Origin of the sequence: Butyricicoccus sp. AM32-19, assembly GCF_003480365.1 — a bacterium.
Classification (GTDB): domain Bacteria; phylum Bacillota; class Clostridia; order Oscillospirales; family Butyricicoccaceae; genus Agathobaculum; species Agathobaculum butyriciproducens.
In genome coordinates this window covers 43,157-57,295 of sequence record NZ_QUIX01000011.1, presented here as the reverse complement: position 1 = coordinate 57,295, position 14,139 = coordinate 43,157, and the positions used below count along the sequence as shown (strand labels likewise).

Genomic DNA, 14,139 nt, shown 5'->3' with positions numbered 1-14,139 from the left:
CTTAGAAGCGGAAATCACGGCGGTTGGAGCTGCAGATATCCTTGATATGCTCGGCTGCAATTTCGCGTACCTTATCGCGCGGGATTTTTTTAAGTTCCTCCTGAATCAGCTCCATGCCGACGCGCTTGGTGTCCTCGCTTGCGTAATCGACCAGATACTCCGCGAGTGTCATCAATGCGTTCGGGTGGCAGCAGTTGAGGATCTGGCCGTTCTTGCACAGGCTCATGAAACGGTCGCCGGTGCGCCCCTCACGGTAGCAGGCGGTGCAGAACGACGGAATAAACCCAAGCTGCATGAGCCAGTGAACAACCTCATCGAGCGAGCGCTGATCGGATACATCAAACTGCTCAGAGTCGTGCGGACGCTCCTCTTCCTCATAGCCACCGACCGAGGTACGGGAAGCACCGCTGATCTGCGAAATGCCCAGACCAAGTGCCTTCTCACGCACCTGCTGGCTCTCGCGGGTGGAGATGATCATGCCGGTGTACGGCACGGCAATGCGGATGCACGCGATAACCTTTGCGAACAGCTCGTCGCTCAGGCCGTTGTCGAATACGTTCGGATCGATATCGTCCGCGCGCTTGATACGCGGTACGCTGATAGTATGCGGGCCAACGCCGTGTACAGCCTCCAGATGCTCGGCGTGCATGAGCAGACCGGCGAACTCGTACTTGTACATTTCCAGACCGAACAGAACACCCAGACCAACGTCGTCGATACCGCCGTCCATCGCGCGATCCATTGCTTCGGTGTGGTAGTCGTAATCGTGCTTCGGACCTGCCGGATGCAGCTTGAGGTAGCTCTGCTTGTGGTAGGTCTCCTGGAACAGAATGTAAGTGCCGATGCCGGCGTCCTTCAGCTTGCGGTAATTCTCGACCGTTGTCGCCGCAATGTTGACGTTGACACGTCGAATCGCACCGTTTTTATGCTTGATGGAGTAAATGGTGTTGATGCACTCGAGAATGTACTCGATCGGGTTGTTGACCGGGTCCTCACCGGCCTCGATGGCAAGGCGCTTGTGACCCATATCCTGCAGTGCGATAACCTCGCGGGCAACCTCTTCCTGCGTCAGCTTTTTGCGAGTGATATGGCGGTTTTTTGCGTGATACGGACAGTAAACACAGCCGTTCACGCAGTAATTCGACAGATACAGCGGTGCAAACATAACAATACGGTTGCCGTAGAACGCCAGCTTGATCTCCTCGGCCAGCTGATACATCTCCTCGATCTTCTCGGGGATATCACAGGCCAGCAGCACGGAGGCTTCGCGATGCGTCAGACCGGCACAGTGTACGCCGGTAGCTGTTTTCTGCGGACGGGCCTTTTCCAGAATGCTGTCGATCAGCTCGATGTTGTGCTTGTTCTCCTCGGCGTATTTCAGCGTTTCAAGGATTTCCTCATGGTTGATAAACTCCTCTGCATGGAGTGATTTCGGGTTGTACTGAGCCATTTTTTTGTTTTCCTTTCTTATCTTGCGGTCAGAGGATTACTCTTTCCGTCAGAGTCCCTTAAAATGTATCACTTATCGGATAATATCTCCGCGTGCGGTAACAATCCGGCAGCCGACCGACGCCACACGGCGCGACAGGCAGCCGATGCACTGTGCAGCCTCCTCACCGGTACATAGTTTGCCGTCGTACAGTGCATATTTTTTTCGCACCCCAAGCGGAGACAGATTGGGCATCACTACGTTTGCACCAGCCTGCAGTCCGCGCTCGCGGCCGTCCGGCCGGATGGTGCCGAGCGCCGTTGTAGCGGGCAGCAGCAAATTCGGTTGGATCAGCCGCAGCAGTGACAGCAGATACACTGTCTGCTCACACGTTCCGGCCGGAAAATCGCGGAACGGTGTGTCCTTCTGCGGAATAAACGGGCCGATACCGCACATCTCCGGCCGAAATTTTTCGATGAACTTTAAGTCCTCAGCGAGTGTTCGTGCCGTCTGATACGGCGAGCCGACCATAAAGCCGCAGCCGGTCTGGTAGCCGATGTCTTTCAAATCACGAAGGCAGCGCATACGGTTGTCAAACGACATCTGCGCCGGATGCAGCTTTTCATAATGTGCCTGATCGGCGGTTTCGTGACGGAGCAGATAACGGTCCGCGCCAGCATCGAACATCGCCTGATAGGCTTCACGAGGGAACTCTCCGAGCGACAGCGTTACTGCACAGTCCGGAAACTCGGCTTTGATCTGTCGTACCAGATGGCAAACCACATCGGCCGAGAATGCGCTGTCCTCGCCGCCCTGCATAACAAAGGTGCGGAAACCGAGTGCGTAGCCTTCCCGGGCACAGTCCAGTATCTGCGCCTCGGTCAGTCGGTAGCGGTCACACGCAGGATTGGAACGCCGGATACCGCAGTAATAGCAGTCGTTGCGGCAGATATTGCCGATTTCGATCAGTCCTCGAATGTACACATTCGTACCGTATACCTGTTTTCGTAAGGCAACCGCTTTCTCTGCGGCATAGGCTGCCAGTTCATCGCTCTGGTTTTCGATTAGATATTCGTATTCCTCTATTGACAGGCTGTGCTGCGCTTCCAGCCGGTCAATGAGCTGCTTCTCCTTATTCATCGCTCTGCACATTGGAGTACGCGGTCTTGACGCTGATGCCGTCCAGATTGCCGATTTTGCCGGACAAAGCTGAAATCACATCCTGCGGCGCATCAATGGCGATGGACACAATGTTGATATTGCGCGCTCGATAGGGAATACCCATGCGCCCGATGATATAGCTGCCGTACTCATGCAGCAGGGTATTGAGCCGTTCCACAGAATCCGTGTTCTCTACCACGATTCCCATGACGGCAACTCTTGTTTGCATAAAAACACCTCGGAATAAAAAATAACTGCGTCCTCTGAAAGACGCAGTCCGATACAGATATAAACGGCGCTTCCGTGCAAGAAACGCTGCAATACGATATGGACGGCTCCTTTCATGCAGAATCTGCGGACGCAGAGGCTTACTGTCAGGATCGCTACATCTATTATAGAGGATAGTCGGCAGACCCGCAAGCAAAACCGACGATTTTGTGCAAAGAATTATTTTCGCAAAAATATGTATGATATTTTTGTCGAATTTTATCCTTCCAAATCTATATCTTGTATGGTACAATGCAATAGCGGCACATGATATATGGGTATGCACTTTTACGCTTTGCCTGTAAACAGCAGTGCTTTTTTGTTCGCTTTTTATCGGACAATATGATATAATGATGAACGTATGAAATTTAGAGAGGAAGAACAACACATGGTTCGAGTTGTCAAAAAGGATCACACCAAAGAACCGTTTAACATCCAGAAGGTTGTTATCGCCGTCAATAAGTCGGCAAACCGTGTCCTCTACAACTTTACAGAGGATGAGTTGAAGTCGATCTGCAATCATGTCGAGGGTTATATCCGTGACCATCACATGACCGAGATTCAGATCTGGCAAATGCACAACATCGTTGAGTCTGCACTTGAGTCGGTGCAGCCGGAGGTTGCCAAAAGCTACCGCGACTACCGCAACTATAAGCAGGATTTTGTCGGCATGCTGGACAGCGTATACCAGAAAAGCCAGTCTATCATGTATATCGGCGATAAGGAAAATTCCAACACGGATTCCGCGCTGGTCTCCACTAAGCGCAGCCTGATCTTCAATCAGCTCAACAAGGAGCTGTACCAGAAGTTCTTTATGAACACCGAGGAACTGCAGGCCTGTCGGGACGGCTACATTTACGTCCACGATATGTCGGCACGCCGCGATACCATGAACTGCTGCCTGTTTGATGTAGCGAGTGTCCTCAAGGACGGCTTTGAGATGGGCAATCTGTGGTACAACGAGCCGAAAACACTTAATGTTGCATTTGACGTGATCGGTGATATCGTGCTTTCCGCTGCAAGCCAGCAGTACGGCGGCTTTACCGTGCCGTCGGTCGATCTGCTGCTCGAGCCCTATGCCGAGCGCAGCTACAAAATGCTGACCGAGAAGTATACTCGTCTGGGACTGGATGCTGATACGGTCGAGAAGGAAGTTATGGCGGACATTCTCAACGACTTTGAGCAGGGCTTCCAGGGCTGGGAGTACAAGTTCAACACGGTAGCATCCAGCCGCGGCGACTATCCGTTCATCACCATGACAATGGGAACCGGCACCGGTCGTTTTGCCAAGCTGGCCTCCATTACCATGCTGAATGTACGCCGCAAGGGACAGGGCAAAAAAGGCCAGAAAAAGCCGGTCCTGTTCCCGAAGATCGTATTCCTGTACGATGAGAACTTGCACGGTCCCGGCAAACTGCTTGAGGATGTATTTGAAGCCGGTATCCTGTGCTCGTCCCGTGCGATGTATCCGGACTGGCTGTCGCTGACCGGTGAAGGCTATGTGCCGAGCATGTATAAAAAGTACGGCGCGATCATCAGTCCGATGGGCTGCCGCGCGTTCCTGTCTCCGTGGTACGAGCGCGGAGGCATGAAGCCCGCTGATGAGAGCGACAAGCCGGTATTTGTCGGCCGCTGGAACATTGGCGCGGTATCGCTGCACCTGCCGATGATCTACGCTAAGGCACAGCAGGAGAGCCGTCCGTTCTGCGAGGTGCTGGACTACTATCTGGAGCTTATCCGCAAGCTGCACATCCGCACCTATGCATACCTGGGGGAGATGCGTGCATCCACCAATCCGTTGGCGTACTGCGAGGGCGGCTTCTACGGCGGACATCTCAAGCCGTCGGACAAGATCAAGCCGATTATGAAAACCGCTACTGCGTCGTTCGGCATTACTGCACTCAACGAGCTGCAGGAACTGTACAACGGTAAATCGCTTGCCGAGGACGGTCAGTTTGCCCTCGAAACACTGCAGTATATCAACGATAAGGTCGAGCAGTTCAAGAACGAGGACGGCAATCTGTATGCTATCTACGGTACACCGGCAGAGAGTCTGTGCGGTTTGCAGGTCGAGCAGTTCCGCAAGAAATACGGCATCATCGAGGGCGTTTCCGATCGTCCGTATGTCTCCAACAGCTTCCACTGCCATGTTACCGAGGACCTGACACCGATTCAGAAGCAGGATCTTGAGGGTCGTTTCTGGAATCTGTGCAACGGCGGTAAGATTCAGTACGTCAAGTATCCGATTGACTACAACCATGAGGCGATTCGCTCTCTGGTGCGCCGCGCCATGGCAAAGGGCTTCTATGAGGGTGTCAATCTTTCACTCGCGTACTGCGATGACTGCGGTCATGAGGAACTGTCTATGGATGTCTGCCCGAAGTGCGGCAGCCGCAACCTTACCAAAATCGAGAGAATGAACGGCTATCTTTCCTACTCTCGCGTTAAGGGCGATACGCGCCTGAACGATGCCAAGATGGCCGAAATTGCTGAAAGAAAGAGTATGTAACACGAATGCAGTATCACAATATAACCAAGGACGATATGCTCAACGGCGACGGCCTGCGTGTTGTGCTGTGGGTGGCCGGCTGCGGACACGCCTGTCCCGGCTGTCACAACCCCATCACATGGGATGCGGAAGGCGGTCTGCTGTTTGATCAGGCAGCAAAGAATGAGCTGTTCACCGAGCTCGGCAAGGACTATATCTCCGGCATCACGTTTTCCGGCGGCGATCCGCTTTTCCCCGGCAACCGTGAGGAGGTCAGCGAGCTGTGCCGCGAGATTCGGCAGAAGTTTCCGGACAAGACCATCTGGCTGTACACCGGCTATCGCTGGGAGGAAATCAAGTGGCTGCCGTTTCTCGATCAGATTGACGTGCTGATCGACGGTCGTTTTGTACAGGCGCAGGCCGATCCGCAGCTTCACTGGCGCGGCAGTGCCAACCAGCGCGTGATCGATGTTCCGCGCACGCTTGCGGCTAACAATATCGTCCTGCATGACGATAAGTAAAAAGGAGTTCTGAATTATGCAACAGATCGCACAGTTTTTCAAGGTATCCGAGGAACAGTTTGTCCGTGACTGGTGCGCGGCTACCCGCCGCAGCGCGGATGAGGCCAAGAAGGTCTATCAGAACATCCGGCTGCCGCGCCGCGCGACCAAAGGCTCTGCCGGCTATGATTTTTTTGCGCCGGAAAGCTTTACGCTTGTTCCGCATGAGACCATCCTTATTCCGACCGGTATCCGCGTTATGATCGAGGACGGCTGGGTGCTGAGCCTGTACCCGCGTTCCGGTCTGGGCTTCCGTCACCGTCTGCAGCTTGACAATACGGTCGGCATTATCGACAGCGACTACTTTGAGGCTAAAAATGAAGGACACATTCTCATTAAGATGACCAGCGACGATCATAAGGGCAAAACCCTTTCGGTTGCCGCAGGCGACGGCTTTGCACAAGGTATTTTCCTGCCGTTCGGTATCACCGTGGACGATGAGGCTGACGGTGAACGCACCGGCGGCTTCGGTAGCACGACTGAAAAGAAGTAACGATTTTATAAACAGCCAAAAGCGCATTCACAGAGATTTATCTGCGAATGCGCTTTTTCTTATGCCCTGTTTACATGAAACAGGCAGCACAGGATCCCGCGTAAGCACTTGGGACTTTTCCATACAACAACCTTCATATGCCTTACCCTCCTTCAGCACTGCAGCAGGAACAGCCCTGCCGCGATCACTGCCAGTGCAATCAGCCACACCGGCAGACAGGATGGGAGCAGACTGCCTAGCAGCAAGCCTGTTCCAAACATAAATACGGCAAGACCGATCGCCTGACCACGGCAGAACATAGCGCATCACGCTCCTGTTACCAGTATAAGCAGCGCGGATGGAAAATGTGACAGCAAAGCGAAACCGATCTGCTCATATTTTACACAAGTGCTTCATATGGTAATGCAGGAGCAGCGGTGAAACCAAAGGAGGCAGCATCAATGGAACTGAATCAAACAAGCATCTGCTACTACGAAAAGAAATTAGCGCATATCTCTGCGGCGACAGAGAGTGCGGATTCGATTGTGCCGGACACGTTTCCGGATATCGGACGAATTGTGTGCGCGTATGGTACGGCGGCCATCAAGGACCAGACTCCACAGAATGACCGCCTGCTGGTATCCGGCACCGTGCAGACGACCATACTGTACGAACCGGAAAACGGTGGTAAGCTGCGTCGGCTCTCCGTGCCGGTCACGTTTGCGCATATTGAGGAATGTGAGGGTTTAACGGCAGAATCTATCTGCAGCACCGTGTGCCGCATTGCTGCAGTAGATGCCGAAGCTATGAACAGCCGCAAGGTGAGCGTCAGCGTTCAGCTTTGCTTTTTAACCGAAGGCTACTGCAAAGCTGAATGCGACGTGACGGAATCGGTCGAACTGGACGGCATAGAATGCCTGAGCCATTTGCAGAACATAACGCTGCTGGAGCAGGTACGCAGTTATCCGGTGACAATACTGGACGACATACAGCTTGCGGATGCAGCGGAGCTGTCCCTTCTGCATAGCGACTGCACGATGCAGGTTTCCGAGTGCCGCGCAATGCATGGCAGAATCATCGTGAAAGGTGAAGCTGTGCTGCACTGTCTTGCCATGCAGGAGGATGATGCAGTGCGCGTACTGAACAGCAGCACGCCGTTCACGCAGATTCTCGAGCTATCGGAAGCAGAAGAAGACGCCCTGACTGCAGTCCGGATGACCGTATCTGAGGCAGACTGCCGATTGGAATCCGATGGCATGTTGTCCTGCACCATCAGCGCACAGGCTATGGTGCTGCTGCGGCAGGAGCGCAGGCTGCGCTGCATCGAGGATATGTATCTGCCCGGCAAGGAGCTTGCTGCGCAGGCAGAGCATCCTGTATTGCAGAATATGCCATCCGCGCAGCCGTTTACCTCCGAAGGCAGTGAGACTTTGCAGACTGCACAGCATGTTTCTCATGTGATTGCCGCGCAGGCGGTTTGCTGCGGCGCAAAGCGCGTATCGGAGAGCGAGCTGCAGGTCAAAGCCGGTGTTCGTGTGCTGTATTTGAGTGATGAACAGCAGCTTTGCGCAGTGCAGCGTATTGTACCGCTGACCATGCCGTATAGTGAAGCCGGAGAGCCGGAAGATCTTACGCTTTCGGCACGCGCCACAGCGGCGGGTGAGCGTGGATTACTTTTGACTGTCACCGCAAACGGCACTGCTGCAACACAGGAGCGCGTGACGTTCTGCTATATCTCTGCGCTGGAGATCAAGCCAAAGGAGAGCAGTCATAACGGCGTAACACTGGTTCTCAAGCAGATCAACGGCGAAGAACGGCTGTGGGACATTGCCAAAAACTGCGGTACGACCGAGCAGGCGATTCGCTGTGCGAATGACTTGCCGGCAGAGGCAGAGCGTGTGCAGAATGCCATGCTGCTGATTCCGATTCAGGACTGAAAGGCGGGAAGAGAATGGAAAACCAGATTTACGATCAAATCAGCAGTCGCACCGACGGTGATATTTATATTGGCGTTGTCGGTCCGGTTCGTACGGGAAAATCCACATTTATCAAGCGGTTCATGGAGACTATGGTGCTGCCCGATATGGAGAATCCCTACAAGCGGGAGCGCGCACGGGATGAATTGCCGCAGTCCGGCACCGGACGGACAATTATGACTGCCGAACCAAAATTTGTGCCAGAAGAAGCGGCAGAAATCGCTCTGCCGGAAGGCGGCGCATGCCGGGTACGGCTGGTGGACTGCGTAGGCTATCTGGTAGAGGGCGCACTCGGCGGCATGGAGGGAGATACACCGCGCATGGTATCTACACCGTGGCAGGAGGAACCCATGACACTGGCCGAAGCGGCAGAGATCGGCACACACAAAGTTATCGGCGAGCACTCTACCATCGGACTGGTGGTGACGACCGATGGCAGCTTTACCGATCTGCCGCGTGAAGCCTATATACCGGCAGAAAAACGCGTAATCGAGGAACTGCAGTCACTCGGCAAGCCGTTTCTCGTGCTGGTAAACTCGTCAGAGCCAAACGGCGAAGCAGCACAGTGTGTATGCGCCGAGCTGCAGTCGCAGTACGGGATTGCACCGATTGCGGTGAACTGTCTTGAACTGGATGAGAGCGGCATTGCGGATATTCTGCAGCAGGTGCTGTATGAATTTCCGGTCTGCGAGATTGGTTTTGTCCTTCCGCGTTATATCGGTACTCTGCCGCTGCATCATCCGGTGCAGAACAGCATTTACCAGTGCATTCGCACAGCCGCCGAAGGCGGAGAAAAAATGCGTGATGTACAGAAGCTATGCCGTACCCTCGAAGAGAACGAATACGTCGAGCGGGCGAGCGTGGACAATATGGCGCTCGGCAGCGGCTCGGCGGTCGTGCATGTGGACGTACCGGAAACCGTATTCTACGGCATTGTCGGCGAGCAGACCGGCATTCAGGTGCGGGATGACGCAGATTTGATTCGTGTGCTTGAGGATTTCGCTGCGGTGAAACAGCAGTACGAACGGCTGCATGGTGCGCTCGATCAGGTATATCAGACCGGTTACGGCATTGTGATGCCGTCGGTGGAGGAGCTTTCGCTCGAGGAACCGGAAATCGTTCGGCAGGGAGGGCGATATGGTGTGCGTCTGCGGGCTTCTGCACCATCCATCCATATGATGCGGGCCAACATCAAAGCCGAGGTCAATCCGATCGTCGGCACGGAAAAGCAGTCGGAAGAACTGGTACACTATCTGCTCAGCGAGTTTGAGGAACAGCCGGAGAAGATTTGGGAGACCAATATTTTCGGAAAGTCGCTCAATGAACTCGTGCGTGAGGAACTGTCGCACAAATTGAGCCGTATGCCGGATGATGCCCGTGGTAAAATCCGTGAAACACTGGAAAAGATCATCAATGAAAGCGCAGGAGGACTCATTTGCATCATCCTGTGAAATCGAGCGTGCCTGCCAAAAACAGGCACGCTTTTTTAACAGAATTGTAAAGACTGTCCGCTTGTAAAGGTCGATTTGCTGTGCTAAAATGTATAGTGTATAGAAATGCGCATTTGAAGGAGACTTTTACTTGACCAAACAAGTGTTTATCATAAACGGCAGCGGCGGTGTCGGCAAGGATACCGTATGCAGTGCTGCCGCGCAAAGCTGGAAGGTGCAGAACATTTCGTCCATCACACCCATTTTGCAGGTGGCCAAAGCCGCAGGATGGGACGGCACCAAAACACCGGCGGCACGCCGTTTTCTTTCGCAGCTGAAAGCAGACTGCACAGAATTCAACGACCTTCCGTTCCGCTACTGCACAGAACAGCTGCAGATATTTGCTGAAAATGATGCAGAACTGCTGTTCGTCCATATCCGGGAGCCGGAGGAGATCGAGCGCTTCCGTCAGGCGGCAGGCGTAAACTGCAAGACCATTCTCGTGCGTCGACCAACACTTGAGCAGGCACGCGGACAGCTTGGCAACCGCTCGGATGACGGCGTTGCAGCGTATACCTATGATGCGGAATTCCTCAACGACGGTTCGCTGGAGGAACTGCCCGCAAAAGTACATGACTTTTTACAGGCTCTGATCGAGAGATAACTTTCAAGATCGGGCACGGCTCTGTTTTACAGGAACAGCGCATAGAAAGGAACATCAAAATATGAGCCAGAACAAGAAGAAGTTCTTCGGCAAACACAAGAATGAACAGGAGCTTGAGCAGACACAGACGCTTCCGCCGATGCCAGAAAACAACTCTGACAAGACCGTTCAGACGGAGGAAAATACTGCACCGGAAGAAGCATCCGAAAAAGCTGATGCTGACGAAAAAAATGAGAAGGCAGAGCAGCTTGCTGAATCCTTTTGCAAAAGATTTAATCGAAGCAAGTGCGTCCGCGTTATCATTGCAGCCGGATTGATTATTCTGCTGGTCGGCGGTTCGGTATTTGCTGTCATTCGCTCGCGCAATACCGGCACGGAGGACACAATTCCGACGACTGCAGTCGTTACCTATGGCGATATTGGCACTTATATCGAGGGCAGCGGTGAAACGGCTGCGCGCAATACGGAAGAACTTGGCTTAGGACTTGAGGGCAAAATCTCTCAGGTGCTGGTTTCCGAGGGAGATGAGGTGCATGCCGGTGATCCGCTGGTCGTTGTCGATCCGACCGGAATCCGCGAACAACTGACAGCGGCACAGGCAGAATTCACTGCCGCGCAGAGTGAGCTGACCAACGCACAGGCAGCGATTACGCAGGCACAGAGCCGCATTGCCTCGGCGCAGAGCCAGTATACCCACGGCAGCGCTACGGCACCGTTCAGCGGCAAGTTTATCGCATCAAGCACATTTGCAGTAGGGCAGAAGGTAAGTGCAGGACAGACCATCGGCCGTATGGTCAACGACAGCCAGATGCAGCTTGCTGTACAGTTTAGTTCGGAATATGCCAAAGATATCAAGGCCGGTCAGACGGCTACGATCTCTACCTCTGTCGGACAGGTTTCCGCTGTGGTTTCGTCGATTGATTCCGCTTCCGGCAAAGGTACTTTCCTTGTTGTATTGACCGTACAGAATTCTTCCGGTGCACTGGCGCAGGGAACGAGTGCTACCGCAACGATCAACAGCGACAGTGCCGGCACGATTTTCTCTTCCGGGTCGGGCACGCTGGACTACATCAAGGAGCAGGTTATCACGGCACCGATCGGCGGTGAAATCACGGCCTATAACGGCTCGAACCACACATACAGCAGCGGTGCAGTCATTATGTCGATCTCCAATGTTACAGCGCCGGATACTTCGGACGCGCGAAGCAGCCTCACGGCTGCACAGAGTACGGCTGCAGCCGCACAGGCCAAGGTGAGTGAGATTCAGACGCGCATTCTCAAGCTGCAGCAGGAGATTCTGGATGCCACGATGACGGCTTCGATCGACGGCGTTGTCACCTCACTGAACGCGGAAGAAGGGGAGGAGACCGATGGTACCGAGCCTCTGGTTGTTGTTTCCGACCTAAGCGATACCGTTGTTACGGCCGAGCTGATGACAGATGAAGTGCAGTCTGTAGAGCCTGGTCAGACGGTGACAATGAACATGTACACAATGGATGGTTCCGAGCTGCCGCTCACCGGTGTGGTTGACTCGGTTTCGCCGGAGCCGAGTCAGAACACGGGCAGTCAGGGCAGTCTGACGACTTTTAAGGCAATTATCACGGTTGATTCTATCGAAGGTCAGGCGATTTCCAGCGGCATGATGGTCGATTACAAAATTGCAGTTGCCGAATCGGACAGCTGCCTGATGGTACCGACTTCCGCTATCGTTCACACGGCGGATGGCAGTACGGGTGTATTCACCAAAACGCTCATTGACAAGGACGGCAACGAAATTCCATTCGATGATACACTGCCGATTCCAGACGGCATGGAAGCACCCGAAGGCTATCAGCTGGTAGCGGTGGAAACCGGCGTTTCAGATGCGAACAATACCGAAATTTTCTGGGGCGTCGATGAAGGTGCAACGGTTTATCTGAATGCCACACCAAATACATCAAACGCGGTAACTGATGAGGAAAATACAGCATATAACAGCTGATAAGCAGTATAAAGCACGGCTTTTGTTTTAGAACAGAAACCGTGCTTTTCTTTATCTCTTGCAAACTGGCATTATAAAATAATTGCAATCTGAGTATTTCAACATATTCAGATTGGGCGTATAATGCGTTCATACACCAAACAACAAAGGAGTCTGAACGACATGAGCGTACAGTATAAGCTGAACAAGGAGCTGGCCCAGATGCTGAAGGGCGGCGTCATTATGGACGTAACCACACCGGAGCAGGCGAAGATTGCCGAAGCAGCAGGCGCATGTGCAGTTATGGCGCTGGAGCGCATTCCGGCTGACATCCGTGCAGCAGGCGGCGTTTCCCGCATGAGCGACCCGAAGATGATTCGCGGTATTCAGGAAGCAGTTTCCATTCCGGTTATGGCGAAGTGCCGTATCGGCCACTTTGTTGAGGCACAGGTTCTGGAAGCAATCGAGATCGACTATATTGACGAGAGTGAAGTGCTGTCTCCGGCGGACGATGTATACCACATTGATAAGACACAGTTCAAGGTTCCGTTTGTATGCGGTGCGCGTGATCTGGGTGAAGCTCTGCGCCGCATCGCTGAAGGCGCAGCAATGATCCGTACCAAAGGTGAGCCGGGCACAGGTGATGTTGTGCAGGCAGTTCGTCACATGCGCGCTATGAACGCAGAAATTCGCCGTGTGCAGAATCTGCGTGAGGATGAGCTGTTTGAGACCGCAAAGCAACTGCAGGTTCCGGTTGAACTGCTCCGCAGTGTGCATGAAAATGGCCGACTGCCGGTCGTAAACTTTGCAGCAGGAGGCGTTGCAACTCCGGCTGACGCAGCACTGATGATGCAGCTTGGCGCAGAAGGCGTATTCGTTGGTTCGGGCATCTTCAAGTCTGGCGATCCGGCAAAGCGTGCTGCAGCAATCGTAAAGGCGGTTACTAACTACACCGATGCAAAGCTGATTGCAGAACTGTCTACCGATCTGGGTGAAGCAATGGTTGGCATTAACGAGAATGAAATCGCATTGCTGATGGCAGAGCGAGGCAAGTAAAATGGCAGTTGGAATTCTGGCGCTGCAGGGCGCCTTCGCAGAGCATGCCGCAGTGCTGGATAAACTCGGCGTACCGCACTTCGAAATTCGCCAGAAGCGCGATCTGGATCAGCCGATGAATGGTTTGATTATTCCGGGTGGCGAAAGCACAGTAATGAATAAACTCTTGCGCGAGCTGGATTTGTATGATACGCTACGTGAGCGGATTCAAAGCGGACTTCCTGTATTCGGAACCTGTGCCGGTCTGATTCTGCTGGCTAAGCAGATTGATGGTGGCATACCATGCTTCAGTGTGATGGATATCCGCGTAAAGCGTAATGCCTATGGCAGACAGCTTGGCAGTTTTTTCACGGATGATCGGTTTGGCGGTAGCGAGAGAATACCGATGACATTCATTCGCGCACCATATATTGAGAGCGTAGGAAATAATGTCGAGGTGCTATCCGTTGTTGACAGTAATATTGTTGCTGCACAGCAGGATAATATGCTCGTGACCGCATTTCATCCGGAATTAGATATGGATTTGACGGTGCATCAGCATTTTATTCGGATGGTTGAGCAGTTTCGGTTGAAGAATGCGGGATAACTAAAATAAGCGGCTCTGTAAGAGCCGCTTACAGTCTGTCGAAAAACCCAGTTGCCATTAAGCGGCAACTGGGTTTCTATCACATATACA

13 protein-coding genes are annotated in these 14,139 nt (G+C 53.3%); 9 read left to right on the top strand and 4 right to left on the bottom strand.

All coding sequences use genetic code 11. The features are described from left to right. Position 1: 1 nt before the first annotated feature. From hydG to DW806_RS10065, 3 genes are all read right to left on the bottom strand, one after another. Entirely contained in the window at positions 2–1,450 is a 1,449-nt protein-coding gene (gene hydG, locus DW806_RS10075) for a [FeFe] hydrogenase H-cluster radical SAM maturase HydG (protein ID WP_118729863.1), read from the bottom strand. A 72-nt stretch (positions 1,451–1,522) separates the two neighbouring features. Then, on the bottom strand, positions 1,523–2,569 hold the full coding sequence (hydE, locus tag DW806_RS10070) for a [FeFe] hydrogenase H-cluster radical SAM maturase HydE (RefSeq protein ID WP_118729862.1): 1,047 nt from the start codon (positions 2,567–2,569) through the stop codon (positions 1,523–1,525). Next, a complete protein-coding gene (locus DW806_RS10065; protein WP_110436788.1) occupies positions 2,562–2,819 on the bottom strand; it encodes a TM1266 family iron-only hydrogenase system putative regulator in 258 nt (85 codons plus the stop codon). The genes hydE and DW806_RS10065 overlap by 8 nt, the downstream gene beginning before the upstream one ends. Positions 2,820–3,245: 426 nt before the next feature. On the opposite strand from DW806_RS10065, the gene nrdD reads away from it, so the two are divergent. Genes nrdD through DW806_RS10050 form a run of 3 tightly spaced genes read left to right on the top strand, consistent with a single transcriptional unit; the run spans position 3,246 to position 6,398 of the window. Beyond that, positions 3,246–5,366, top strand: coding sequence for an anaerobic ribonucleoside-triphosphate reductase (nrdD, locus tag DW806_RS10060; RefSeq protein WP_118729861.1), 2,121 nt, complete (start codon positions 3,246–3,248; stop codon positions 5,364–5,366). A gap of 5 nt (positions 5,367–5,371) precedes the next feature. Then, positions 5,372–5,866 (top strand): anaerobic ribonucleoside-triphosphate reductase activating protein, encoded by a 495-nt coding sequence (gene nrdG / locus DW806_RS10055; protein ID WP_118729860.1) that lies wholly within the window; start codon positions 5,372–5,374, stop codon positions 5,864–5,866. A gap of 16 nt (positions 5,867–5,882) precedes the next feature. Further along, a complete protein-coding gene (locus DW806_RS10050) occupies positions 5,883–6,398 on the top strand; it encodes a deoxyuridine 5'-triphosphate nucleotidohydrolase (RefSeq protein ID WP_118285774.1) in 516 nt (171 codons plus the stop codon). Between the two features lie 152 nt (positions 6,399–6,550). On the opposite strand, the gene DW806_RS15220 is transcribed toward DW806_RS10050, so the two are convergent. After that, positions 6,551–6,697 (bottom strand): hypothetical protein, encoded by a 147-nt coding sequence (locus DW806_RS15220; protein WP_158557213.1) that lies wholly within the window; start codon positions 6,695–6,697, stop codon positions 6,551–6,553. 141 nt (positions 6,698–6,838) lie between these two features. Between DW806_RS15220 and DW806_RS10045 the strand changes: the two genes are divergently transcribed. The 6 genes from DW806_RS10045 (at position 6,839) to pdxT (ending at position 14,049) form a co-directional block, all read left to right on the top strand. Next, positions 6,839–8,314, top strand: a complete 1,476-nt coding sequence (locus DW806_RS10045; RefSeq protein WP_118729859.1) for a DUF3794 domain-containing protein — start codon at positions 6,839–6,841, stop codon at positions 8,312–8,314. A 14-nt stretch (positions 8,315–8,328) separates the two neighbouring features. Continuing rightward, a complete protein-coding gene (gene spoIVA / locus DW806_RS10040) occupies positions 8,329–9,804 on the top strand; it encodes a stage IV sporulation protein A (RefSeq protein ID WP_118729858.1) in 1,476 nt (491 codons plus the stop codon). Positions 9,805–9,934: 130 nt separating this feature from the next. Next, positions 9,935–10,447 (top strand): hypothetical protein, encoded by a 513-nt coding sequence (locus DW806_RS10035; protein ID WP_118729857.1) that lies wholly within the window; start codon positions 9,935–9,937, stop codon positions 10,445–10,447. A gap of 61 nt (positions 10,448–10,508) precedes the next feature. After that, on the top strand, positions 10,509–12,428 hold the full coding sequence (locus DW806_RS10030) for an HlyD family secretion protein (RefSeq protein WP_118729856.1): 1,920 nt from the start codon (positions 10,509–10,511) through the stop codon (positions 12,426–12,428). Between the two features lie 162 nt (positions 12,429–12,590). Next, positions 12,591–13,463 (top strand): pyridoxal 5'-phosphate synthase lyase subunit PdxS, encoded by an 873-nt coding sequence (pdxS, locus tag DW806_RS10025; protein ID WP_117750799.1) that lies wholly within the window; start codon positions 12,591–12,593, stop codon positions 13,461–13,463. 1 nt (position 13,464) lies between these two features. Then, positions 13,465–14,049, top strand: coding sequence for a pyridoxal 5'-phosphate synthase glutaminase subunit PdxT (gene pdxT, locus DW806_RS10020; RefSeq protein ID WP_117750800.1), 585 nt, complete (start codon positions 13,465–13,467; stop codon positions 14,047–14,049). The last annotated feature ends 90 nt before the right edge of the window (positions 14,050–14,139 follow it).

What these genes read in the sequence shown, in the direction of transcription:
- DW806_RS10030 (WP_118729856.1), top strand. Translation starts at nt 10,509, where the DNA reads ATGAGCCAGAACAAGAAGAAGTTCTTCGGCAAACACAAGAATGAACAG.
- spoIVA (WP_118729858.1), top strand. Translation starts at nt 8,329, where the DNA reads ATGGAAAACCAGATTTACGATCAAATCAGCAGTCGCACCGACGGTGAT.
- DW806_RS15220 (WP_158557213.1), bottom strand. Translation starts at nt 6,697, where the DNA reads ATGTTCTGCCGTGGTCAGGCGATCGGTCTTGCCGTATTTATGTTTGGA.
- nrdG (WP_118729860.1), top strand. Translation starts at nt 5,372, where the DNA reads ATGCAGTATCACAATATAACCAAGGACGATATGCTCAACGGCGACGGC.
- DW806_RS10045 (WP_118729859.1), top strand. Translation starts at nt 6,839, where the DNA reads ATGGAACTGAATCAAACAAGCATCTGCTACTACGAAAAGAAATTAGCG.
- pdxT (WP_117750800.1), top strand. Translation starts at nt 13,465, where the DNA reads ATGGCAGTTGGAATTCTGGCGCTGCAGGGCGCCTTCGCAGAGCATGCC.
- DW806_RS10050 (WP_118285774.1), top strand. Translation starts at nt 5,883, where the DNA reads ATGCAACAGATCGCACAGTTTTTCAAGGTATCCGAGGAACAGTTTGTC.
- DW806_RS10065 (WP_110436788.1), bottom strand. Translation starts at nt 2,819, where the DNA reads ATGCAAACAAGAGTTGCCGTCATGGGAATCGTGGTAGAGAACACGGAT.
- hydG (WP_118729863.1), bottom strand. Translation starts at nt 1,450, where the DNA reads ATGGCTCAGTACAACCCGAAATCACTCCATGCAGAGGAGTTTATCAAC.
- nrdD (WP_118729861.1), top strand. Translation starts at nt 3,246, where the DNA reads ATGGTTCGAGTTGTCAAAAAGGATCACACCAAAGAACCGTTTAACATC.
- hydE (WP_118729862.1), bottom strand. Translation starts at nt 2,569, where the DNA reads ATGAATAAGGAGAAGCAGCTCATTGACCGGCTGGAAGCGCAGCACAGC.
- pdxS (WP_117750799.1), top strand. Translation starts at nt 12,591, where the DNA reads ATGAGCGTACAGTATAAGCTGAACAAGGAGCTGGCCCAGATGCTGAAG.